The organism is Archangium sp. (assembly GCF_036389735.1).
Taxonomy (GTDB): Bacteria; Myxococcota; Myxococcia; order Myxococcales; family Myxococcaceae; genus Archangium.
In genome coordinates this window covers 1-19520 of sequence record NZ_DASVWK010000458.1, presented here as the reverse complement: position 1 = coordinate 19520, position 19520 = coordinate 1, and the positions used below count along the sequence as shown (strand labels likewise).

General features: G+C 65.5%; 14 protein-coding genes, 1 tRNA gene and 2 pseudogenes. 8 read left to right on the top strand and 9 right to left on the bottom strand.

Annotated features, from left to right (window positions below; translation table 11 throughout):
* The first annotated feature begins 548 nt into the window (after positions 1–548).
* Positions 549–1697 carry a hypothetical protein gene (locus VF794_RS16315; RefSeq protein ID WP_331111420.1) on the top strand — a complete coding sequence of 383 codons (1149 nt, stop codon included), beginning with the start codon at positions 549–551 and terminating at the stop codon, positions 1695–1697.
* A 217-nt stretch (positions 1698–1914) separates the two neighbouring features.
* On the opposite strand, the gene VF794_RS16310 is transcribed toward VF794_RS16315, so the two are convergent.
* A complete protein-coding gene (locus VF794_RS16310; RefSeq protein WP_331111418.1) occupies positions 1915–2400 on the bottom strand; it encodes a hypothetical protein in 486 nt (161 codons plus the stop codon).
* A 533-nt stretch (positions 2401–2933) separates the two neighbouring features.
* Between VF794_RS16310 and VF794_RS16305 the strand changes: the two genes are divergently transcribed.
* From VF794_RS16305 to VF794_RS16295, 3 genes and pseudogenes are all read left to right on the top strand, one after another.
* Positions 2934–3000 (top strand) — tRNA-OTHER (locus tag VF794_RS16305).
* A 1184-nt stretch (positions 3001–4184) separates the two neighbouring features.
* The gene (locus VF794_RS16300; RefSeq protein ID WP_331111416.1) at positions 4185–5444 is read left to right on the top strand and encodes a hypothetical protein; all 1260 of its coding nucleotides are present in this window, start codon (positions 4185–4187) and stop codon (positions 5442–5444) included.
* Positions 5429–5788, top strand: a pseudogene (locus VF794_RS16295) (DUF2019 domain-containing protein); the annotation flags it as partial. The gene VF794_RS16300 and the pseudogene VF794_RS16295, both read left to right, overlap by 16 nt.
* 293 nt (positions 5789–6081) lie before the next feature.
* Here the strand turns inward: VF794_RS16295 and VF794_RS16290 are convergent.
* The 5 genes and pseudogenes from VF794_RS16290 to VF794_RS16270 form a co-directional block, all read right to left on the bottom strand.
* Positions 6082–6795 (bottom strand): hypothetical protein, encoded by a 714-nt coding sequence (locus VF794_RS16290; RefSeq protein WP_331111412.1) that lies wholly within the window; start codon positions 6793–6795, stop codon positions 6082–6084.
* A gap of 33 nt (positions 6796–6828) precedes the next feature.
* Complete coding sequence (locus VF794_RS16285) at positions 6829–7167, bottom strand: hypothetical protein (RefSeq protein ID WP_331111410.1); 339 nt, start codon at positions 7165–7167, stop codon at positions 6829–6831.
* 660 nt (positions 7168–7827) lie between these two features.
* Positions 7828–8586: a DUF5953 family protein gene (locus tag VF794_RS16280; RefSeq protein ID WP_331111408.1), complete on the bottom strand. Its 759-nt coding sequence runs from the start codon at positions 8584–8586 to the stop codon at positions 7828–7830.
* A gap of 1 nt (position 8587) precedes the next feature.
* Positions 8588–9192: pseudogene (locus VF794_RS16275) on the bottom strand (DUF6310 domain-containing protein).
* Between the two features lie 598 nt (positions 9193–9790).
* Positions 9791–10264, bottom strand: coding sequence for a hypothetical protein (locus VF794_RS16270; protein WP_331111406.1), 474 nt, complete (start codon positions 10262–10264; stop codon positions 9791–9793).
* Between the two features lie 333 nt (positions 10265–10597).
* Between VF794_RS16270 and VF794_RS16265 the strand changes: the two genes are divergently transcribed.
* The 4 genes from VF794_RS16265 to VF794_RS16250 all read left to right on the top strand — a co-directional run bounded on the left by VF794_RS16265 (position 10598) and on the right by VF794_RS16250 (position 15501).
* Positions 10598–11605, top strand: a complete 1008-nt coding sequence (locus VF794_RS16265) for a WYL domain-containing protein (protein ID WP_331111404.1) — start codon at positions 10598–10600, stop codon at positions 11603–11605.
* Entirely contained in the window at positions 11602–12525 is a 924-nt protein-coding gene (locus tag VF794_RS16260) for a WYL domain-containing protein (RefSeq protein ID WP_331111402.1), read from the top strand. The genes VF794_RS16265 and VF794_RS16260 overlap by 4 nt, the downstream gene beginning before the upstream one ends.
* A 7-nt stretch (positions 12526–12532) precedes the next feature.
* On the top strand, positions 12533–14146 hold the full coding sequence (locus VF794_RS16255; protein ID WP_331111400.1) for an FHA domain-containing protein: 1614 nt from the start codon (positions 12533–12535) through the stop codon (positions 14144–14146).
* A gap of 104 nt (positions 14147–14250) precedes the next feature.
* Positions 14251–15501 (top strand): phospholipase D-like domain-containing protein, encoded by a 1251-nt coding sequence (locus VF794_RS16250; protein WP_331111398.1) that lies wholly within the window; start codon positions 14251–14253, stop codon positions 15499–15501.
* Here the strand turns inward: VF794_RS16250 and VF794_RS16245 are convergent, their stop codons facing one another.
* The 3 genes from VF794_RS16245 to VF794_RS16235 are packed head-to-tail and all read right to left on the bottom strand — an operon-like array spanning position 15502 to position 19519.
* Positions 15502–16557 carry a M48 family metalloprotease gene (locus VF794_RS16245; protein ID WP_331111396.1) on the bottom strand — a complete coding sequence of 352 codons (1056 nt, stop codon included), beginning with the start codon at positions 16555–16557 and terminating at the stop codon, positions 15502–15504.
* Positions 16557–17132: an SH3 domain-containing protein gene (locus VF794_RS16240; RefSeq protein WP_331111394.1), complete on the bottom strand. Its 576-nt coding sequence runs from the start codon at positions 17130–17132 to the stop codon at positions 16557–16559. Before VF794_RS16240 ends, VF794_RS16245 begins: the two co-directional genes overlap by 1 nt.
* Positions 17133–17134: 2 nt before the next feature.
* Positions 17135–19519 (bottom strand): CHASE2 domain-containing protein, encoded by a 2385-nt coding sequence (locus VF794_RS16235; protein ID WP_331111392.1) that lies wholly within the window; start codon positions 19517–19519, stop codon positions 17135–17137.
* Position 19520 lies beyond the last annotated feature (1 nt).

Sequence of the window (19520 nt, the reverse complement as noted above, 5' to 3'; positions counted from 1 at the left end):
GAGACACCCGACTGCGGGGGAGCACTGCGGCCCGACTTGAGCGCGAGGGGGTGAACTACGCCCACGCGGGCATTAGGCGAGCCCTGCGCCCGAGCTTCCGCTGCCGTCCGTGGCACTGTTGCCGGGTGGTCGTGGAACACGCCAGGGCCTGACGCTCGGGGCCAGGGGAGCCCACCAGGAAGCGGCAGCCGAAACTCGGGCCCGAGGAATGTTCCACTGTCAGGGGGGGCGCTGTAGTGTAAGCCCCGCAGACTTTCCGATTGCCGTAGTGGACTCGGGCACAGTGATGGAGAATTTATGACTAGTCTTGAAGATTACTTCAAAAATTGGGCCGGGCTAAGAGCATATTTCGGTAGGTCCCATCTCTAACAGGTCGCACCTCAGGTGAGGAGTTTGGCAAAGTCCCCTAACGAACTAGGCTCAAAGCAGCCCTCGCTGATCGCCTGGGCCAGCAGGAGGTCAATAACATCACATATACTGCCAAACCGACTGCTCGACTTAAGTCAGGATAAGCGCTCGCCATTTTTCGAAATCACAAGGATACGCACATGTCCTCATCGAACAAGTTCAACAAAAAATTCTTTGCAGCGCTGCACGGCGTCTCCGTTGCTAAATCATTCCCCGATCCCACATCCCCCGCCCAAATAAAATCTTACGAATTCAAGTCCACAGAGCCGCCAAGCTATGTTGTACGGCTTGTATTCGTGCTGCTTGCCGGCTCGGATCTCCCGTCTGGGCAGGACAAGTCCGCATGGGCTATTCCTATCGATTTCGATGGATCCACATGGGTCGTTGAAGATTGGCGACGTTACTCTTGGCACCTGAGTGGACCTGTTGGACGGGACAAATCAGCAAAACTGCTGGCAAAAAAAATCCGGGCCGCCGGTTCCATCCTCAATTCATTTCTACAAGAGTATGGGCGAGAGGCATTCAAATCCGATGAGATCTCGCTTCAAAATCAATTCAGCCGCACGCGGGGGCTTTACGAGTACTTCCGAGACCAAGTCGAAAACCCGCCACTCAAGCCCGAACCGACAATGCAGGGAGAAATACCAGAACATACCCCCGAAGAGCATTCTGTCACACAGCTATTTGGCTCACTGATGGGCAAACTCTTCGATGAAGCATACAGCGGGTGGGCAAGTACAGCAGCAGTGGTGGTATTCTTTTTTGCGCATCTTGAAGTCATAATGGACTCATGCTTCTCGCTATCTCCCCGAAAAGGCCTCACATTCGCGGCATTTCGGCAGCTCGAATGGCTTGAGAGATTCAAACATCTACTTCCGGTCAATGAGCCTGATGTGCAGGCTGTGTATGTCGCCATTGATCGTGTTCGCAAGCAGTATCGAAACGCGTTTGCTCATTCAACTCCAATCTTCTTTGTCACAATCCCTGGTGCGGGGCTCGTGCCCATGGATTCCGAGCACCTCTCTGAACCTCGTTGGGAGCCACCTATCGCCTTCACGAGAGAAAAGGCCATTGACGTATTCAAAACGCTTGACGACACCATAGAACTATTCCGCTCTCGTCCAGAAACCAAATTTGGATTCCGCTACGCTGAAACAGATCTTCCTATCCACATCAATCAAGCCCATGCACAGGAATTGATTGACCTCACAGCGGACCCGATCGCCTTCGAAGCAGAGATGAAGACGAGGATGCGCATTCAGGATGCTATCGAGAACATGGAACTCTGACTCTTTTCAGACAGACAATTCCCCTTTCCGGCAGAAGCCTCATCCAATGCTGAGTCTACCGATCAACACCCTCTCAGCGCTGCGGGAATGTCGGGTGCGGCAGCTGGCATTTGGTCTGGTGATGCTCGTTACGCGCAGACTACTCTCCCGGGGAATTACTCACCCCGGAAGGGGGCAGACTGGCTGAGTCGCCCCTGCATCCTTGGTGTTATGGCATTCATTCGGGCCAAGGCTTATCGACAATCTTCAAGCCGCCTCGTCTTGCGTAATCGTCGAAATTGTACGTGCCGCCGATCACGCCATGGATGAGTTGGGCGACTCTATACCAGCGGCGCGGCACATCCATTTCTCGCGGTGGCAAAGGAAGCTTGCAACGTCCGCCATCAACAGAAACGAGAATATCCCTGTACACGAGCGCGGAGTTGTAGAAGAAATCGAGAAAGTAGCTCCTGGCATTCGGGTCCGGAAAGCCGCGTGCCCACTCTTCTGCGAAGCTCTCTTCATGCTCTATCCCATAGGCAAGCGTAACGGAGAGATTTCGCTTGAAGACCAGCATGCCTGATGGCGCCATGACATCCAGCTCAACAACGCGCTTGCCCTGGTATGACGGGGACAAAATACCCAGATACAAGGGGGGATCGTGATGAAACCAGTCATCAGGCGAACTCTCGGCAATTGCATTGATGTATGCTTCAAGATCCATGTGATCCCCTTGCTCCCACAGTCACAATCGGTCACTCGTGCACACTGCGCGAGCCAGCCGAGCCCTGTTGCATATAGCCAGCGCGAGGGAACACAACATGCCGGAGCGCACAACTGCACAGGAATGTTGAGAACGGGACTGCATCGAATTCCGGCAGGCGAAGCTTGGGGCGGGGGATGTCGCCAGGGCGCGACGGCAGCTACGGCAGGAGCCTCGGGCGTGAGGATGCCACCATGGCGCGGCGGGTGAAGCTCGGGCCCGGTAGAGGTGGAGGGTCCTCATCAGGCCCCGGCAGCCGACGCTCGGGCCGGTAGAGAGGGTGTTACCGCCCGGCGGGCACCTCGGGCCCAGCAGGGGCCTCCAAGACCCAGCAGTAGTAGGCCAGGGCATCGGCGCCATAAGATGGGGTGCAGGCTGGAGGGCTCGCAGCTCCCGCCCGGAGAGGGGCCCAAGGGGACCAAAAAAGGACCAAACCGAACGGACGCGCCTGGACTCGTCCGGACAGATGGGCGCCCCATTTTCAGAGGGAAAACGGGGGCGGGCCTCTGGTCCCGAGGGGGGCGGATCCGTCGTTAGCGGGTTCGATTCCCGCCGCTTCCAATAGAGGTTGCCCGCCGCCTTGAGGCGGTGGGCACGGGCCTGGGCATCATGGACATCGTCAATGGCGCCAAGGAGAAGGACGGCGCGCAGATCGCCAAGGGCGCCGTGGGCATCAGGGGCAATCTCCGCGAGAGCCGTTGGAGGGTCTCTCGGCATCGCGGAGGGCCTGGGGATCGGTTTGCTGACCGTTGGCTTCGGCAAGCAGATGGATCTGATCGGCGACCAGAAGCACAGGATCGCCGAGCTGCAGATCGGCTGAGACCGGAGACCGGCCTCCCCCTGGCGTTCAGCCGCCGAGCAGGTGGGGGAATGGGGAAGTCGATAGCCGTCCGCGGAGCTCCCGGGCCTGTGCTAGGTCGGCGTACTGCCGCTGAGTGAAAGCCCGTGTCCGGAGCTGACTCGTCCCCTGACTCCAGAGGGCCCATTCCAACGCCCGAGACGGTGTCAAAGGATTCGAAGCGAGGGGCTTGAGTGAGAACGAGGCTCGGGCGTGGACGGGTAACCGACCGCTCTTCAAGTCATTCCGATGACTTGGCGTTGGCCCACAGGGTGCATTCGGGCTGGAGACTCGTGCGTAGGGGATGGGGATGGGCTGCGAACCCTGGTTAGTGGCGGGAGCGGTATTGAAGGACTCGACGGGCGCGGAGGCGGAGCTTTCCGCGTGGCAAGCGTCGGCCATTGCCCCCGGTGCTTTGGGCTTTGTAGTGGGTGCTGAGAGGGAGCCGGGGCAACTCGCCTGCCCCTGCACTCTCAAGCTGTGGGAAGCGCAGGGCCCCCGCACGGTCACCCTCGGGAACGTCACATTCCCGCTTGGGAAGCAAGCCCCGGCGCGCGAGTAGTGCCGCCACCCCATCCGGCCCCGAGGGAAACTCAACCTACCCGATGGGTTGCCATTACCTCACCGGACCCGGCGGCTTGACCTGGCCGTCAGCCGCTCTCTGTAATCGTCGGGTTTGGGCTTCCAACGCGGGCGGCTCGCCCGGAGAGGTGCGGCAATGTCCAGGCATTCTGTCGGTACTCGCCCCGTGGACACACGGCGGCCCTTGCGCACAGGTGCGTTGGCGCTGGCGGCGCTGATGCTGGTTACAGCGTGCGCCACGGGAGCCCCCATGGGTGGAGGGTTGACGGCTTCCCGTTACCGTTCACCCGTGTCGCGCGATTCGCCCGAACCGTGGGAGTTGGAGTTGGAAGCCGAGGACGGGGACCAGGGAGAGGCTATTTTTGCCAAGCTGCCAACGGACTTCGCGCCGGTGCAGGTGAGCGACGCCGAGTTTTCGGCAGCCATGACAACGCTTTGGCTTGACATGCCGCTTCGGTTGGCCGCGTCCCGGCCCCCATTGTATGTCGGCCGTAGGCTGGCGCTGGCTTCCGCGCCCTTGAGTGGCAAAGCGTGGCAATCAGATCTGGCCCGCTCGTATGGGCTCCACTGCGAGCGGTGCGGCACCCCGGGAGACTGTCTGACGCTGTTTGAAGATGGGCCCGGCTTCCAGGATGACGACAAGCGCAGCCTGGCGCTTGCCCTGGCGGTGGGCCCTGCCCTGGAGGGCGTCAACGCGGAAGTGCGGGCTATGCTCGATCCTACGCGGATGCTCGCGATGATTAGCATTGGCATCACGGTTTATATGGCGCTGCTGTTGGCGCCAGTACCCGAGCCAATAACAAAGGGCGCGGCATTGGTGTTTAGCGCCGCCCTGTGGGGTTATCTCGGTTGGGAATTCTTCAACCTGATAAAAGCCTATGCGGAGCTGTACGAGGATGCGGCCCGGGCCTCTACCTTCGCGGAGTTGCGCGAGATTGGCGAGCGTTTCGGGCGTGTCATCGGTCCTAACAGTGTGCGTATTCTCGTGGTGGTGGCGACAGCGGCAATAGGGGAAACGGCGGCGCTTGCTTCCAAGGCCTCGAAGCTGCCCGGATTCGCGCAAGCGTCGGAGCAAGTCGCGGCTAATACCGGCTTGGGCCTGCTGGAGACGACAACCGGAGCCGAGCGCCTGATCGTCTCTGTACCCGAGGGGACGATCCGCGTGGTGTTGGCGCCTCATGCCGTGGCCATGGCTGCCCGGGGCGTTGGCGCTGGGAGTCCTGCGCCGACTCGGGGTAAGCTCCTCCCCAACGGGCACAGGGCGTGGGGGTCGTTTGGTGGCTTCAAGTCAGCCATGGGGAAGGCGGGCCCCGGAAAACAATGGCATCACATCGTGGAGCAGACCAAAGGAAACGTAAAGCGATTCGGGGGCGAGGCCCTACACAACACCGAAAACATCACAGCACTCAACGAGGGGCTACACACCGACGTGAGCGCCTTCTACTCGTCGATTCGAGAAGGAATCACCGGCTCCAACACCCTGACGATTCGGAAATGGCTTGGCACTCAGTCATACGAAGCCCAGCGTCAGTTCGGACTAAAGGCAATTGAAAACATCAGGAGAGGAATTTGGAAAGTCAGGTAAAAAAACCAGAAGAACTGGCGGAACAATTTGCCCACCACACAGCAGAACAGACAGACGCAATCTTCCGAGGTGATGCCAGAACCGGAAACAGGCACGCGAAGAAACGGATCGCCACGTTCAAGAAATTACGCGCTCACGGAGACGCGGGGCGGGATGCCCTCGCTATGTTGCTCACGCACCCGCGAATGGACGTACGCGGCATGGCGGCGGTCTACCTGCTGCGCTATCGGACGGCGGAAGCCAAGGCCGTCTTACTGGAGATCGCAAAAGGTGAAGGACTCGCCGCTTTTGAGGCTTCGGAGGCCCTGAAACGCTGGGAAGAGGGCACTTGGGCACTAGATCCAGCCGAGGATGCTGCGGGGCAGCCAGAAGCACCCCGCCCGGCACCGCCCAGCAAGCGCAGCCGACCACGCACGGAGCGCGCCGCGAGTGACAGACGGAGGGGGAGCAAGCGGGACAAAGGCGGCGGTTGATCTTGAGAAGAGCGCGCCAGGGCCGAGCAGGCGAATCTCGGGCCTGTGGAGGCCACCGGGCAGCACGACAGCCTAGGCGAGTACCCTCGGGCCCGGTAGAGGTCACCAGGGCCCTGCAGGTGAAGCTCGGGTCCGGTGGGGTCATGCCAAGAGGAGTTGCCTCTTTACCGGCGATGCCATCCGCAATAGCCACGGCTCCCTGGTAAGGCAGGTGTTATGCAGTCTTTTGCTTTGCACCATTCGCCATTGTCTTCAGTCCACCAGGATGGCCCCATGAGTTGCAGGGTGGCGGCTTCTTGCGGTTTGGCGACAAGACGCGCCTCTCTGGCAACCCCGTCCGGTATCTTGATGTCGTCCTGTATCTCTCTGATGGACTTGTCAATTTTGTGCACCCGGGCGCCATTGCCTATGGGGCCTGGTTTTGTTCTGGCAACCAAATACAGGACGCTATCGCGGGCATCCGGAAGTCGACCAGAACTACCAACGATGGCATTGGCACAGCAGAGTGCGTCGTTTCGATCGAGTGTTGTTACAAGCCGTAAAGCGACGGACTCCCAATTGTGTTCTTGGATGCGCTGGGTCGGCGCTTGTGCGACAACCATTGCATGTGTTGAAGGAGCTTGTGCGAACTCGATATCTTTGAATCTAGTGTTCCAGCGCTGACGAAGATGCACACTTGTTGCTCCCGCCCGTCCAACATAGACCTTTATTTGGCGGATATCGCATTTCATTACTTCGGGAAGGCCATGGATAGATTTGATGAAATAGCGAATCGTCGACCGCAGGTCGCGCGGCCTGGGCGCCTTCTTGATCAAATCATGAAGCTCATGCGATGAGAAATTCTTGAGCTCATCCAAGCGAATGACGTTTCCACTCATATTCATCTCCTAATGATCGGAGTGATCAGGCAGCTACCCGTCCGCGTAGCAGTACCAGCCCTTGAGTTGCCCGACGGAGCGGAGGACCAGCTTGAGATTTCCGCCACGGGTTTTCGCAAGCTCAAGCACGTCCTCCAAGTGCTGTGCGCCGCGCGCGACTGCGAGGAACGTACCGATCGCGCTCATGTGGGTGTCGGATGCAAGAGAGAAGACCTGCGGGCCCAACGAGGTCGGGAACCGGAACGACAGATATTTTTCGCGGTTCCCCACCGGCTCAAGGCTTCCATTGAGCTGGTATGCGCGGGGAGCGCGCCTTCGTGCGTCATCAAGAACCCGCACCAAGTCGGCAAGACCACTCACTTGGATCGCCATAGTATCTCCTCCTGCGCAGTACGTCCTAACCGCGTTTCGATATTACCGCGCACCCGTTCCGCTACCTGACGCAAGGCCCGGCGGTGCGGCGCATTCTACAGCATCTGAAGCTGCCGCCGCTGGCCCCTGCGCACGGGCTGCCGCAGTTGTCAGCCTGGGACTGAGGCTTCGGCCCGTTCCGCCCCAAGATGCCGACCGACCTCGCGGGTGGCTGCTCCCTGTGGAGCCTCCCTGCAAAGAGTAGAGGGGCGCGGATGGGTGGGGTGTGCCGGGGGCTTACGGTCGGGCTTCGACCTCTGGGCCCTGGAGATTGTGGTTATCTACCCAGCAAGGAGGCACAGCATGCAGGAGGGCGGGACCGATGTTCCGCATTAGGGCGGTGAACGCCACTAAGAGCCGGGCAGTAGTAGGCCAAGGTATCAGCGCCAGAAGCCAGCCCGGGGGGCGGAGGGCTCGCCGCTTGTCGCCCGGCGAGGGGTTCAAGGGGACCAAAAAAGGACCAAACCGAACGGACGCGCCTGGACTCGCCCGGACAGATGGGCGCCCCATTTTCAGAGGGAAAACGGGGGGTGGGCCTCTGGTCCCGAGTGGAGGCGGATCCGCCGTTAGCGGCTTCGATTCCCGCCGCCTCCACTGTCATGGCCATTTCAAGTGCGCGGCTCAAGGGGTGGAGCGCCCGCCAATCTCCGGGAAGCGCTCGTAGGCCCGTTTGAGCCCGTCCAGGTGGGCGGGGTTGTCCAGATCGAGCGGCGCATCCGTGAGCCTGACAACCCACCCGCCCGTCACGGTACGCCGTGCGTGCGACAGCAACTCCGCGTCGCGGGCAGGGTCCGGAAACCCGATGGCTCGTGCGGCAGCGGCCGACCAGTAGTTCAGCCACCCGAGGCGACGCGGAATCTCAGGCGAACGGATGTAGTCTGGGAACCTGAGCGCCGGCAGCCCTCGTGGCGGAACTCCTGGCTTACGCACCGGATCGATAGTCTGCCGTGAAATTTCCACGGTAGCGTTGAATGGCGTAGCGTGTCCCCAATACGCGCGTGAGCCTTCCCCAATCGCCTCAATCACATTCGCTGCCGCCGCGATACCGACTGGGTCGAGTGGTAGTTGCGCATGAACTTCAAAGTGCCGCGCGCCATCTGCTGCAAGACCGTTCGGGTTTTCCCACCCGGAAATCGTCACCAGGTGGTCGTCGTCATCGTTGCAAAGCAACGGAAACCCTCCATCTGTCCTGCTGGACGCGATCCACTCATCGCGGTGAGGTAGCGGAATGAGGTCTTCCTTCTCCGAGGTCGTCCACCCCAAGCGCAATCCAGGAAGTGCACGCTCCATTCCATGAACGATGGCAAGCGGGCGCCCATCGTCACCTACGAGCGCAGGCGCGTACACGCCGATAGTGATCTCATTTCGATCAAATGCCATGTCAGCACCAATCCATCACGACGACGGTGAGAGTGTCATCCAAGCTCTCTAGTACCGCTTTGTGCGCGGCGCTTCTGACGCCGACGACGAAATTGTAGCCACACGCTTCTGCAAGTCTTTTCTCGCGCTGTATCTCCGGTAGCTTTACTCTGGCGAGAAAACTCTGAGAGCGAGGGGGGGCTTGTCAAAATCATCCGTCTTGACCTCCCAGAGCGTGCGCGTGGTCAGTTGCAGTGCGTCGAAGTTCTTCCCATTCACGAACACATCCGAGCCGGGGAAGGTGTTGTTCGGAATATCGTTGGCGCACTTGTCGTGCAGGTCGTTTCCTCCACGGGGCGGCCCCGGAATCGGCTCGCACCTGCGGCGGCGCTCTCGCTCCGAGGTTTCGATTGGCCCCAGGGGAGGGAAGTCCGGCCCCTTTGGCTCCGGCTTGGGCTTGCGTTTCGTCAGGGGCTCCGACAGGGCGGGCTTCGTTTCAGGTACGGGCCGCGTTTCAGGCACGGGCCTTACTCTCTCGGGGCGGCCCCTCTTCAGTTCATACGCAGCCAGGGCCTCTTTGATGGCGAAGCCCACCACCACCACGCCCGCCACAACTACCGCACCCATGACGATCTCCGGGGCCGCCAGGACGCAGACCCCGAGCCCCACGGCAGCGGCACCCGCCGAGGCGACCGCGCATTGTCCTGTGGGGTCGTGGAACTCGATTCGGTCATGGTCGAGGGCATGAAAGCACCGCTCCGCCAGCACGGGCCAGGGCTCGGAAGCTTCGCGGACGGCGCATCGCCCCCGTCCGTCCAGGGCAGCGTCGACGCTTGCTGGAGGTTGGCGAGTCTCGGGTCCCGGACCGCTGGTTCTCTTGGGCGCGGCGCTGACGTAGCGCAGGCTGAGACAAAGAGCAGAAGTGCCATGCACGCTCGGAAACGCATGGCTACGTCCTCCAATCAATTCAGGACCTATGCGTCTTGACGGGGCAGCTCGGGGTATGTCGGCGCGCCCCGATCGCCACGAACGAGCACGCGAGGGGAGCTTCCTCCCTGGGAGAGGACAAGCCCGGAAGAGCGCTACGGCGAGCGGTTCGCGCTACGGAGCATGGCTCACTTCTGGAGGTCCAGAAGTGATGTGCGGTGATGCGGGATGCTTCTGGATGTCCAGAAGTGAGGTCCCCTCGCGCGCCCTTTCGGCGGGCCCTGCATGCCGCGAGTTGTCAGATGGCACGGCCGGAGCCGCGATCCTCGGGCTCCGCGGCCAGGTCCATCAGCGCCCGGAACTCGGGCGAGTCCACCTTCATGAGCAGCAGGGACACTTCCAGGTCCCCCGGATAGCGGCCGAGCTGCACCTTGCCCTCCTGGCCGTGCAGCAGCGCCAGCTGCGAGTGCCCCTTCACCTCGGGCAGCATCAGGTCCAGCTCCAGGCGGAACGTCTCGCCCTCGGCCGTGGGCGTCAGCACCAGCCGGTAGTCCGGCTCGCTGGCGCCCGGCTTGCGGCGCTCCGCGCGCACCGTGCGGCCCGTCTCACCCAGCAGCTTCGGCTGCGCCACCAGCCGGCCCTCGCGCCGCACCTCCAGCGCGAAGTACAGCGGCTCGGCCTGGGCCTCCGCGGGCACCGCCGAGATGCAGGCCAGGCCCACCATCAGCGCCAGCCCGAGCCATGCCTTCTTGATGAGGGTGGAGCGCTTCATGGGGAGTCGTCTCCTGGTGAGGCCTGATGCCTCGCCGTGGGGCATACCGCCGGACGAGCCCGCCCCGGCCAGGCGCACACGTTGGCGATCCTTAGGAATATCCCAGATAGGCTCCGCGCGCGAGCCCGGTTCCCTCGCACGCTCCCCCTCCATCCCAGGTCGGTTCCGCTCACCCACGGACACACCTGTTCACTTGTTCAGCAAAAAGCTGTTCAGGGTCACTCCCTCCGAGTAGATCGCTGATCACTCGGAGCGTGGGCGGGCGTTCGCCCGCTGTCACGTCTCCCTGCCTTGACCCGACCTGACGCTTTTGCGCATTGTCGAAAACCTTCGATGGACCGGACCGAACGCCTCCTCGACCTCGTAGCCCTGTTCCTGGATGCTCGGGAACCCATCCCCTGGGCGGAACTGCGCGAGCACTTCCCCCACGACTACATGGGCATCTCCGACGACGCCGCCGAACGCAAGTTCGAGCGCGACAAGGCGGAGCTGCTGGAATTGGGCTTCCCCCTCACCTACATCCAGGGCGATGACGAGCGGAAGGACGGCTATGTCGTCGACCGCGACGCCTACTACCTGCCCGAGGTGGACCTCTCCAAGGAGGAGCTGGCCGTCCTCTATGCCGCCGGCAGCGCCGCGCTGACCGCGGGCGCCTTCCCCGGCCGCGACGACCTGTCGCACGCGCTGCGCAAGATCGGCTTCTTCGCCGGCCACGCGCTGCCCACCCCGCGCGTGCGCATGGAGCTGGGCACGGAGCAGGATGGTCCGCAGCTCGCCGCGCACCTGGAGCAGCTCTGGCAGGCGTGCGCCGGGCACAAGTGGGTGCAGATGTCCTATGCCTCGCCCAAGCGCTCGGAGCTCATCGATCGCAAGGTGGATCCGTACGGGCTCACGCTGCGCCGGGGCATCTGGACGCTGGTGGGCTTCTGCCACCTGCGCCAGGACGTGCGCACCTTCCACGTGCACCGCATCCGCTCGTTGAAGGCGAACACCGCCCGGCCGCGCACCCCGGACTTCGAGGTGCCCGAGGGCTTCGCCTTCGACGACCACGTGGCCAGCTACCCCTGGCAGCACCGCTTCCACCCGCGGGTGGATGTGCGCCTGCGCCTGTCCGGCGAACTCCTGGCGCGTGGGACCACCCTCTTTCCGGGCGCCAGCGTGGCCCCGGCCGAGGACGGTGAGAGCGTGCTGGTGGATCTGCCGGTGACGTTCCTGGATGGGCTGCTGCGATTCTGCCTGCAGCTCGGGCCGGCCTGCCACGTGGAGGCCCCCGAGGATGCCCGCCAGCGGGTGAAGGACATGGCGACGAGCATCCTCGAGAAGCATGGGGTGGCGGCATGAGCGTCCACGAGCGTCTGCGTCGCCTGCTGTTCCTCGTCCCCTTCGTCTCCTCGCGCCCCGGCATCTCCGTGGAGGAGCTGGCGCGCGCCCTCAACGTCAGCCGGGAGCACCTGCTGGAGGACCTGGACCTGCTCACCTGCGTGGGCCGGCCCCCCTTCAACCCGGACGACTACATCGACATCTACGTGGAGAACGACCGCGTCTACGTGGACCTCGACCAGCGCCTGTCCGCGCCGCCGCGCCTGACGGTGGGCGAGGCCGCGGCCCTGGCCGCCTCGGCCGAGCTGCTGCGTCCGGCCGCGGGCGATGCCCTGCGCAGCGCGGTGGAGAAGCTCGAGCGCGTGCTGCCCCCGGGGATGAACGAGCGCTTCCGGGAGATGTACCGGAAGATCGACGCCACGGTGGACGCCCCGCAGGCCCTGGGGCCGCTCACCCGGGCCATCCACGAGCGGCTGGAGGTGACGTTCGACTACGTCACCCCGGGCCGGGGCGCCCCCGAGTCCCGCCGCGTCCGGCCCCACGAGCTGCTCAGCCACCGCGGCCAGTGGTACCTCCAGGCCTGGGACCTCAACCGCCAGGACGACCGGCTCTTCCGGGTGGACCGGATGCAGGGCCTGGCCGTCACCACCACCCCCTTCCAGCCCCGGGAGGACTCCCGCGCCCAGGTGCCCAACCCGGCCCGGACCGATGCCGCCGTCCGGGTGCGCTTCTCCAAGCTGGTGGCCCCCTACGTCCGGGAGCGCTTCGGGGAGGACGCTCGCCTGCTCGCTGACGGAGGGGTGGAGGTGCGGGTCGCCGGTGACAATGAGCGCTGGTTGACGCAGTGGGTGCTATCGTTCGGCGGCGAGGCCGAGGTGCTCGAGCCCGCTTCGGCCCGTGCGGCCGTGGCCCGTGCGGCGAAGGCCGCGCTAGGAGTCTGAGGTTTTCATGAGCTTCCAGCTGACGATCGCCGAGGGCAAGGAGGCCGGGAAGGAGTTCGTCTTCGAGCAGGACTCCGTCCTCATCGGGCGCGTCACCGAATGTGACGTCGTCCTGTATGACGCGGGCATCTCCCGCCGCCACTGCCGCATCTTCTCCGAGGCCCGTCGCTACTTCGTCGAGGACCTGGGCAGCTCCAACGGCACCCGCGTCAACGGCAACCCCATCTCGGGCAAGCAGCCGCTGTCGGACGGCGATGCCATCTCGCTGGGGGGCGTGGTCTTCAAGTTCAAGCCCGTGCAGGGCGAGGCCGCGGTGGAGGAGGAGCCTCCAGCCGAGGACAACAGCACGCGCATCGTGTCCGTGGACGTGGTGGCGCGGCAGCGCAGCCGCACCCGCGGCGAGGCGCTGGCCCCCGCGGGCGCCAACGAGGAGGCGCTCGAGGAGGCGCGCAGCGAGGCCACTCGTCCCCAGACGCCCGCCATCAAGGGCGCCCGCCCCGGGGCTTCCCGTCCCGGCCTGCCCGCCACCACCTCGGAGGCTCCCGCCCGGCCCGCCCGGGGCGCGGGCCCCGCCGCCCTGGAGCGCGCGCCGGCCTCGGCCGCCGCGGCTCCCTCCCGGCGCCCCGCCACCAACGCGGTGGCGCGTCCCGTCGCGGCTGCCCCGGGCGCTGGCCTCTCCGCCGCCGAGCGCGCCCGCATCAAGCGCGAGCACTCGGGCCTCGGGGCCCAGTTCAAGCTCTTCTGGATCGATGCCAGCCCCGCGGTGCGCAGCGCCCTCATCGGCCTGGGCCTGGTGTCGGCCCTGGGCGTCATGGGTGTGGTGTACTGGCTGGTGCTCTCCAATGAGAACAAGGTGGTGCGCGGTCCCGAGCCCGTCTCCCTCAGCCGCAAGCCCGTCGAGGATTCCTTCGGCCTGGGCGACGGCGTGAAGTGGGAGCGGCCGGATCAGAAGGTCTTCGAGTGGGAGTACACCGCCGCCACGCGCGCCCTGGGCATCCTGCGCTTCCAGGCGCAGGGCATCTCCGACGGCGAGGTGCTGGTGACGGTCAACGGCGTGGACGTGGGCAAGGTGCCTCCGGACACGCTGGCCAGCCAGGAGCGCTTCAACGAGGTGGTCATCCCCTCGCAGATGCTCAAGAAGGGCGCGCCCAACCGCATCGTCTTCGACAACACGAAGAACCCGCCCGGCGAGGACACCTGGCGCGTGTGGAACGTGTCGCTGGAGAAGGTGCTGCTGCCGGAGATTCCGCCCGAGCAGCTCGTCGAGGAGGCGCGCAAGGCGTACGCCCGTGGCCGCAAGAACCTGGAGACGGCGATGGTGGGCGCGCGCAACCGCTACGAGGCGTGGAAGTCCTTCCGCGAGGCGTGGCTGCTGCTGGAGGCCCACCCCGAGCCCAAGCCGGACCTCTACTTCGAGGCGCGCGAGCGCGTGAAGGACACGCAGAAGGAGCTGGACCGCGTCTGCTCCAAGCTGATGCTCGAGGTGGAGGGCTACGTCAACAAGAGCGACTGGCAGACGGCCTCGGCCACGCTGGACCACGTCCGCGAGTACTTCCCGGATGACTTCGACCAGGACTGTGCCTACCGGGCCGAGGTGAAGCGCGCCAAGCTGGGGTTGTAGGCGCGCTTCGTCCAGCAGACGACGTCACAACCGCCCGGGGAAAGACCTTGGGGCGGTTCCTGGCGGTTGCCGGATCGTCCGGTCGTTCCCACCCTGTCCCCACCATGGGTGAGCAGGAGGCGGAGATCGGCACGGAGAGCGGCGAGCAGCCTCGGCAGGAGGCTGGCTGCCCGCCCGCTCATGAGCCGGTGTGGAGCCCCCACGTCTCCTCCACGCTGCTGGCCCGCTACTACCTGCCGCGCCGTCACCAGGTGCTTCAGGGCAATGGGTGTCAGCTCCTGCGCGACGGGGTGGAGGCCTACCCGGCCATGCTGGCGGCCATCCGGGGTGCGCGCCGCTACATCCACCTCGAGACGTACATGTTCATCACCGACGCGGTGGGTGAGCTGTTCGGCGAGGCGCTGGCGGAGGCGGCCGAGCGCGGCGTGCACGTACAGGTGCTCTATGACGCGTTGGGCTCCTGGACGAGCCGGCGCGGCTTCTTCGAGGCCCTGCGCGCGCGCGGGGTGGACATCCGCCCCTTCAAGCCCTTCTCCAGCCTCAACCGGGGACTGCGGCACCTGCTGCGCAGGGATCACCGGAAGATATTGGCGGTGGACGGGGAGGTGGCCTTCATCGGCGGGGTGAACATCTCCGCCCACTGGGCGCCCGAGGGTCAGGGCAGCGCTTGGCGCGACGACGTGCTGCGGGTGGAGGGGCCGGCGGTGTACGAGCTGGAGCGCCGCTTCGTGGCCACCTGGCGCCTGGCGTTCCAGGACCGGTTCCGCTCGTGGCGCGAGGCGCGCCGCCGCAGGCGTCAGGCCGCGCGCCAGCGCCGGGGCGAGGTGAGTCTGGCGGTGCTCTCCAGCCGGCGGAGCATCCACCTCGCGTACCTGCACGCCATCGCCCGTGCGCGGCGCAGCGTGTTGGTGGCCGCCGCCTACTTCATCCCGGATCGCAAGCTGGTGGCCGCGCTGCGCGAGGCCGCCCAGCGCGGGGTGGAGGTGAGCCTGCTGCTCAACGCGAAGAGCGACCACCCGTGGCTCGTGCACGCCACGCGCGCCTTCTACGAGAAGCTGCTCACCGCGGGCGTCCGCATCTTCGAGTGGGAGCGCTGCGTGCTGCACGCGAAGACGGCGGTGGTGGACGGGGTGTGGGGCACCATCGGCTCGTTCAACCTCGAGCGGCGCTCGCTGCTCTTCAACCACGAGGTGAACGCCGTCTTCGCGGACCCCGGGCTGGGCCGTCGTCTGGAGGAGTCCTTCCGCGGCGACTGCCGGAGCTGCCACGAGGTGGACCTGGAGAAGTTCCGCCGCAGGCCCCTGTGGCAGAAGCTGTTCGAGCGTGTGCTGTACGCCTTCCGCAAGGTGCTCTGATCACTCCACGCGGGCGGCGGTGCCCATGCGGCGGGACTGGAGTTCGTCGCGCAGGGGCACCACCTTCGTCTGGGAGAGGTCCACGGAGGTGGTGAACGCGTCGTCCTGGGCGGGCACGCGCAGCTTCCTCAGGTGCGCGTTCAGCCGCTCCTGCCGCTTCCGTTTGCTCGGGTGCTCGGTGGAGAGCCCGCTGTCCGGCAGCTTCGAGAGGAAGGCCACGTACTCCTCGGGGGCGTAGCCCGCGGCGGCCATCAGCTCCACGGCCTCCAGGTCGGCGGCGTATTCGTCCTCCTGGCGGAAGCCCTTCTCGGAGACGCGTGCGACGAAGCCGTCCGTGATGGACTTGACGGCCTCGTCGCTCAATCTGTTGAAGTCGACATTCCGGGTGAGGTCCTTGAAGAGATTCCGCAGCTCGCCAGGGGGCAGCTGCGAGGGCCCGATGAGCGCGCTTCCGATCCGCGCCGCCGTCTTCACCCCTGCCTTGAGCTGCTCGGCCTTCACCGCGCTCCTGCACTGATCCACGAGGTACGTCTGGTACTCGTGCATCGCGTGCTTGCCCGTGATGTGGCCAATCTCATGCGCCAGGACACCCGCGAGCTGGGCCTCGTTGTCCAGTCGCGCGAGCAGCCCCTCGGACACGAAGACGTAGCCCCCGGGCCCGCTCACCGCGTTGACGCCCTCGGACTGGAGCACCCCGAACGTCCAGGCGAGAGTCGGCCGGCTGGACTGGGCCGCGAGGTTCTTGCCGATCTTGTTGAGCTGCTCGTGGAGCGCGTCCGCGTCCGCCCCGTGGATGAGCCCTCCGCCCTTGCTCACCCAGTTGACGCTCACCGCACCCCCGAAGGCGTACTCCTCCTCGATGTCGATGGTGCGCGCCTCCAGCGCCTTGCATTCCTTCTCCATCTCGGAGGCGTGCTGGCTGGTTTGCGCGTGTTCGCTCGCGAGCCGCCCCACCGTGCCACCGGAGTTGATCGCGAATCGCTGGACGGTGGAGCAGCTCGAGAGGCCACTCACCATCAGGCACGTCACGAGGGAGGTCACCTGGCGCCGGTTCATCACCTGCTTCCCTTCTTTTTCGCCGCCGGACGCTTCGCCACCTCGGGCGGGCCCACCACCTCGGGCAGCCCGCCCGCCCGGGCGTACTCGGCCACCTGGGCGTCGTTCACCGCGGTGGCGAGCAGCTCGAGGTCGCTGAGTTGCTTGACGCTCTCGGGCTTGGGCAGGGTCTTGCCGTACGCGATGGCGCCGGGCCCCAGCGCCTTGACGGCCGCGCCCGAGGAAGCGAAGGCCTCCGGCGACATCTGTTTGCCGGGGTGCTTGCTCGTCACCTCCATGGAGGGCGGCGAGACGGAGAGGTTGGCCTGGTAGATGAAACCCTGGAGGGGGCTCTTCTTGTCGGTGGCCACCCGCACCTTGCACCAGGGCGAGCCTGGGTCCTTGCCCTCGTAGGTGACGGCCTTGCCCGGCTGGAGCACCACCAGCGTGTTCGCGGTGGGGCTGTTCGAGGCCTTCAGGTGGGTGTTCTTCGCCTTGACGTACAGCGTGCCATCGGGCGGCTTCACGGCGAGGGCCGAGCCTCCGGTCATCATGCACGCCAGCGCCAGCAGCGTGGGAAGTCTCTGGGGGCTCAAGGTCACTTCTCCAGGCTCACCACACCATCGAAGGGCAGTGTGGGGGGATTCAACGTGTAACGCTCGCAGCGCGCAAGCAGCGCCCGGCTGGGGCCGTCCTCGGGGTCCGCCACGAGCGCCTCCTCCAGCACGCGCCGGGCCTCCTCGAAGCGGGCCTCGCGGTAGAGCGCGAGCGCCCGGTGGTAGCGCTCCACGGTGGCGCGCTTCGCCGCGGGCAGCTCTCCGGCACGGGCCAGCAGCTCGTACACCGTCACCGCTTCCTGCTTGCCCGCCACCCGCACCCGATCCAGCTCCCGGACCTCGATGTGCTCGCGCGCCAGCTCATAGGTGAGGGGGCCGATCATGATGACGGTGTCATAGGCCTTGTTGGCGCCCTCCAGCCGGGCGGCCAGGTTCATGCCGTCGCCGATGGCGGTGTAGTCGAGCAGGTGCTCGCTGCCGAAGTTGCCCACGAACATCTCCGCCGAGTTGAGGCCGATGCGGGTGTAGACGTCCGGCAGGCCCTCCTTCTTGAGCTCGACGCGCAGGGCATCCACCTCGGCGCGCACGGCGAGCGCCGCGTAGCAGGCGCTCACCGCATGGTCCGGCATGTCCAGCGGGGCGCCGAAGAGGCACACCACCGCGTCGCCGATGTACTTGTCCAGGCAGGCCCCGTGCCTCATCAGCACCGTGCTGACGCGGGTGAGGTAGCGGTTGAGCAGGGCCACCAGTGCCTTCGGGTCGTCCTTGAAGCGCTCGCTGAAGGTGGAGAAGCCGCGGATGTCGGAGAAGAAGGCGGTGATTTCGCGCGTCTCGCCCTCCAGCGAGGGCAGCTTCTGCTGCTCCACGAGCTGATCCACCAGCGTCTTGTCCAGGAAGCGGTTGAAGGCCTCGCGCAGCCGCTCTCGCTCGCGGTTGGCGAACATGTGGTTGAAGGCCACCGCCGACAGCGTGGCGAACTCGCCCGCGTAGGTGGGCATCGCGCTCAGCACGTGCACCTGCCCGTGCTGGAGGAAGAAGCCGGTGACGAGGAAGAAGCCGAAGAAGAGGAGCAGCGGCCAGGCGATCTCCAGGAGCGGCGAGCGCACCAGGGTGATGAGCGTCACGGAGAAGAGCGCCACGAAGAGCGTGAGCAGGAGCGACACCCAGAAGGGCGCCTCGGTGATGAAGCCGCCGGACAGGAGCGCCTCCAGCATCACCGCGTGCTTGACGAGTCCGGGGGCCTCGCTCTGGAAGGGGGTGGCCTTCACGTCGCTGGTGCCCACCGCCAGCCCGCCCACCAGCACCACCTTGCCGCGGAACGTGTCCTCGGGGATGACGGGCACGTAGGGCGTCCCCTTCGTCTGGTGCTCCTGGCGGCGCGCCCAGTCCTCCAGCACCGCGTACACGCTGAGCGCCTCGAAGCGCTCCTTCCACCCGCCGCCGAAGTCCAGCTCGGCGCTACCGTCCGGGTTGATGGGCAGCTCGCGCGAGCCGAGCTTCAGCCTGCCCGGCGCCAGCTCGACGCGCTCGGCGCCCAGGAGGTCCGCCGCCGCCGCCACCGCCAGCGTGGCGTAGGTGTTGGCCCCGTCCGAATACGCGAAGCGGGTCCGGCGCAGGCGCCCGTCCTCGTCCTCCTCCAGCAGGACGAGCCCGAAGCCCGGCGCGGTGCGCACCAGTCCCGGCAGGGGCGGCACCGGGTGGCGCATGAGCCGTGCCCCGTTGTCGCTCGACTTCTGCTCCAGCGAGGGCAGGGCGAAGCCGGAGGCCCGAACGGGGAGGGCGAGCGCGCGGGCCACCTCCTCGGGCTCCAGGGGCGGGGCCTCCCGCGTCTCGACGAACTCCTCGAAGGCGTCCCCGGAGGCGCTGGCGGGGTGGACCTCCGGGGTGGGGACGGGCGCGGGAGGCGGTGCGGGCCGGTGGGCGAGGCGGTTGACGGGCTCCACCCGGGGAAGGGCGGGCTGGCCCGCGTTGATGCTGAATCCGAGCGTGAGGGGGATGCCGCGCTCCTCCAGCACCTGCGCCAGGGCCAGGTCGTTGCTCTCGTCGGTGCCCCGCTCGTCCATCACCCCGTCGAAGACGATGGCGCGGGCCCCCTGGTCCACGAGGTGCTCGAAGACGCGCGCCCAGAGGTTGCGCGAGTAGGGATAGACGCCGTAGTTGCGGACGTACTGCTCATTGTCCCGGATGCCCTGGAGCGTCTTGTCGTCGATGCCGACGATGACGACGTCCTTCGAGCGCGGGTGCCCCTTCGTGAAGAGGGTGAGGCCCTGGTCGTAGGCGGAGCGCTCGGCGTCGCCCATCCGCAACAGGTCGTACTTCTGGCAGAGCGCGGCGCCCGCCGTGGCGAGCACGGTCACCAGCAGCATGAACTTCCAGCTGTTGCGCAGCCTCAGGGCGTGGACGCGGAGGAGGGGCTTCACGGGCACG

Bases quoted from the DNA above. Each gene is read 5' to 3' on its own strand.
- VF794_RS16250 (WP_331111398.1), top strand. From the start codon at position 14,251: ATGGGTGAGCAGGAGGCGGAGATCGGCACGGAGAGCGGCGAGCAGCCT.
- VF794_RS16315 (WP_331111420.1), top strand. From the start codon at position 549: ATGTCCTCATCGAACAAGTTCAACAAAAAATTCTTTGCAGCGCTGCAC.
- VF794_RS16285 (WP_331111410.1), bottom strand. From the start codon at position 7,167: ATGGCGATCCAAGTGAGTGGTCTTGCCGACTTGGTGCGGGTTCTTGAT.
- VF794_RS16260 (WP_331111402.1), top strand. From the start codon at position 11,602: ATGAGCGTCCACGAGCGTCTGCGTCGCCTGCTGTTCCTCGTCCCCTTC.
- VF794_RS16310 (WP_331111418.1), bottom strand. From the start codon at position 2,400: ATGGATCTTGAAGCATACATCAATGCAATTGCCGAGAGTTCGCCTGAT.
- VF794_RS16255 (WP_331111400.1), top strand. From the start codon at position 12,533: ATGAGCTTCCAGCTGACGATCGCCGAGGGCAAGGAGGCCGGGAAGGAG.
- VF794_RS16290 (WP_331111412.1), bottom strand. From the start codon at position 6,795: ATGAGTGGAAACGTCATTCGCTTGGATGAGCTCAAGAATTTCTCATCG.
- VF794_RS16280 (WP_331111408.1), bottom strand. From the start codon at position 8,586: ATGGCATTTGATCGAAATGAGATCACTATCGGCGTGTACGCGCCTGCG.
- VF794_RS16270 (WP_331111406.1), bottom strand. From the start codon at position 10,264: ATGAAGCGCTCCACCCTCATCAAGAAGGCATGGCTCGGGCTGGCGCTG.
- VF794_RS16265 (WP_331111404.1), top strand. From the start codon at position 10,598: ATGGACCGGACCGAACGCCTCCTCGACCTCGTAGCCCTGTTCCTGGAT.
- VF794_RS16245 (WP_331111396.1), bottom strand. From the start codon at position 16,557: ATGAACCGGCGCCAGGTGACCTCCCTCGTGACGTGCCTGATGGTGAGT.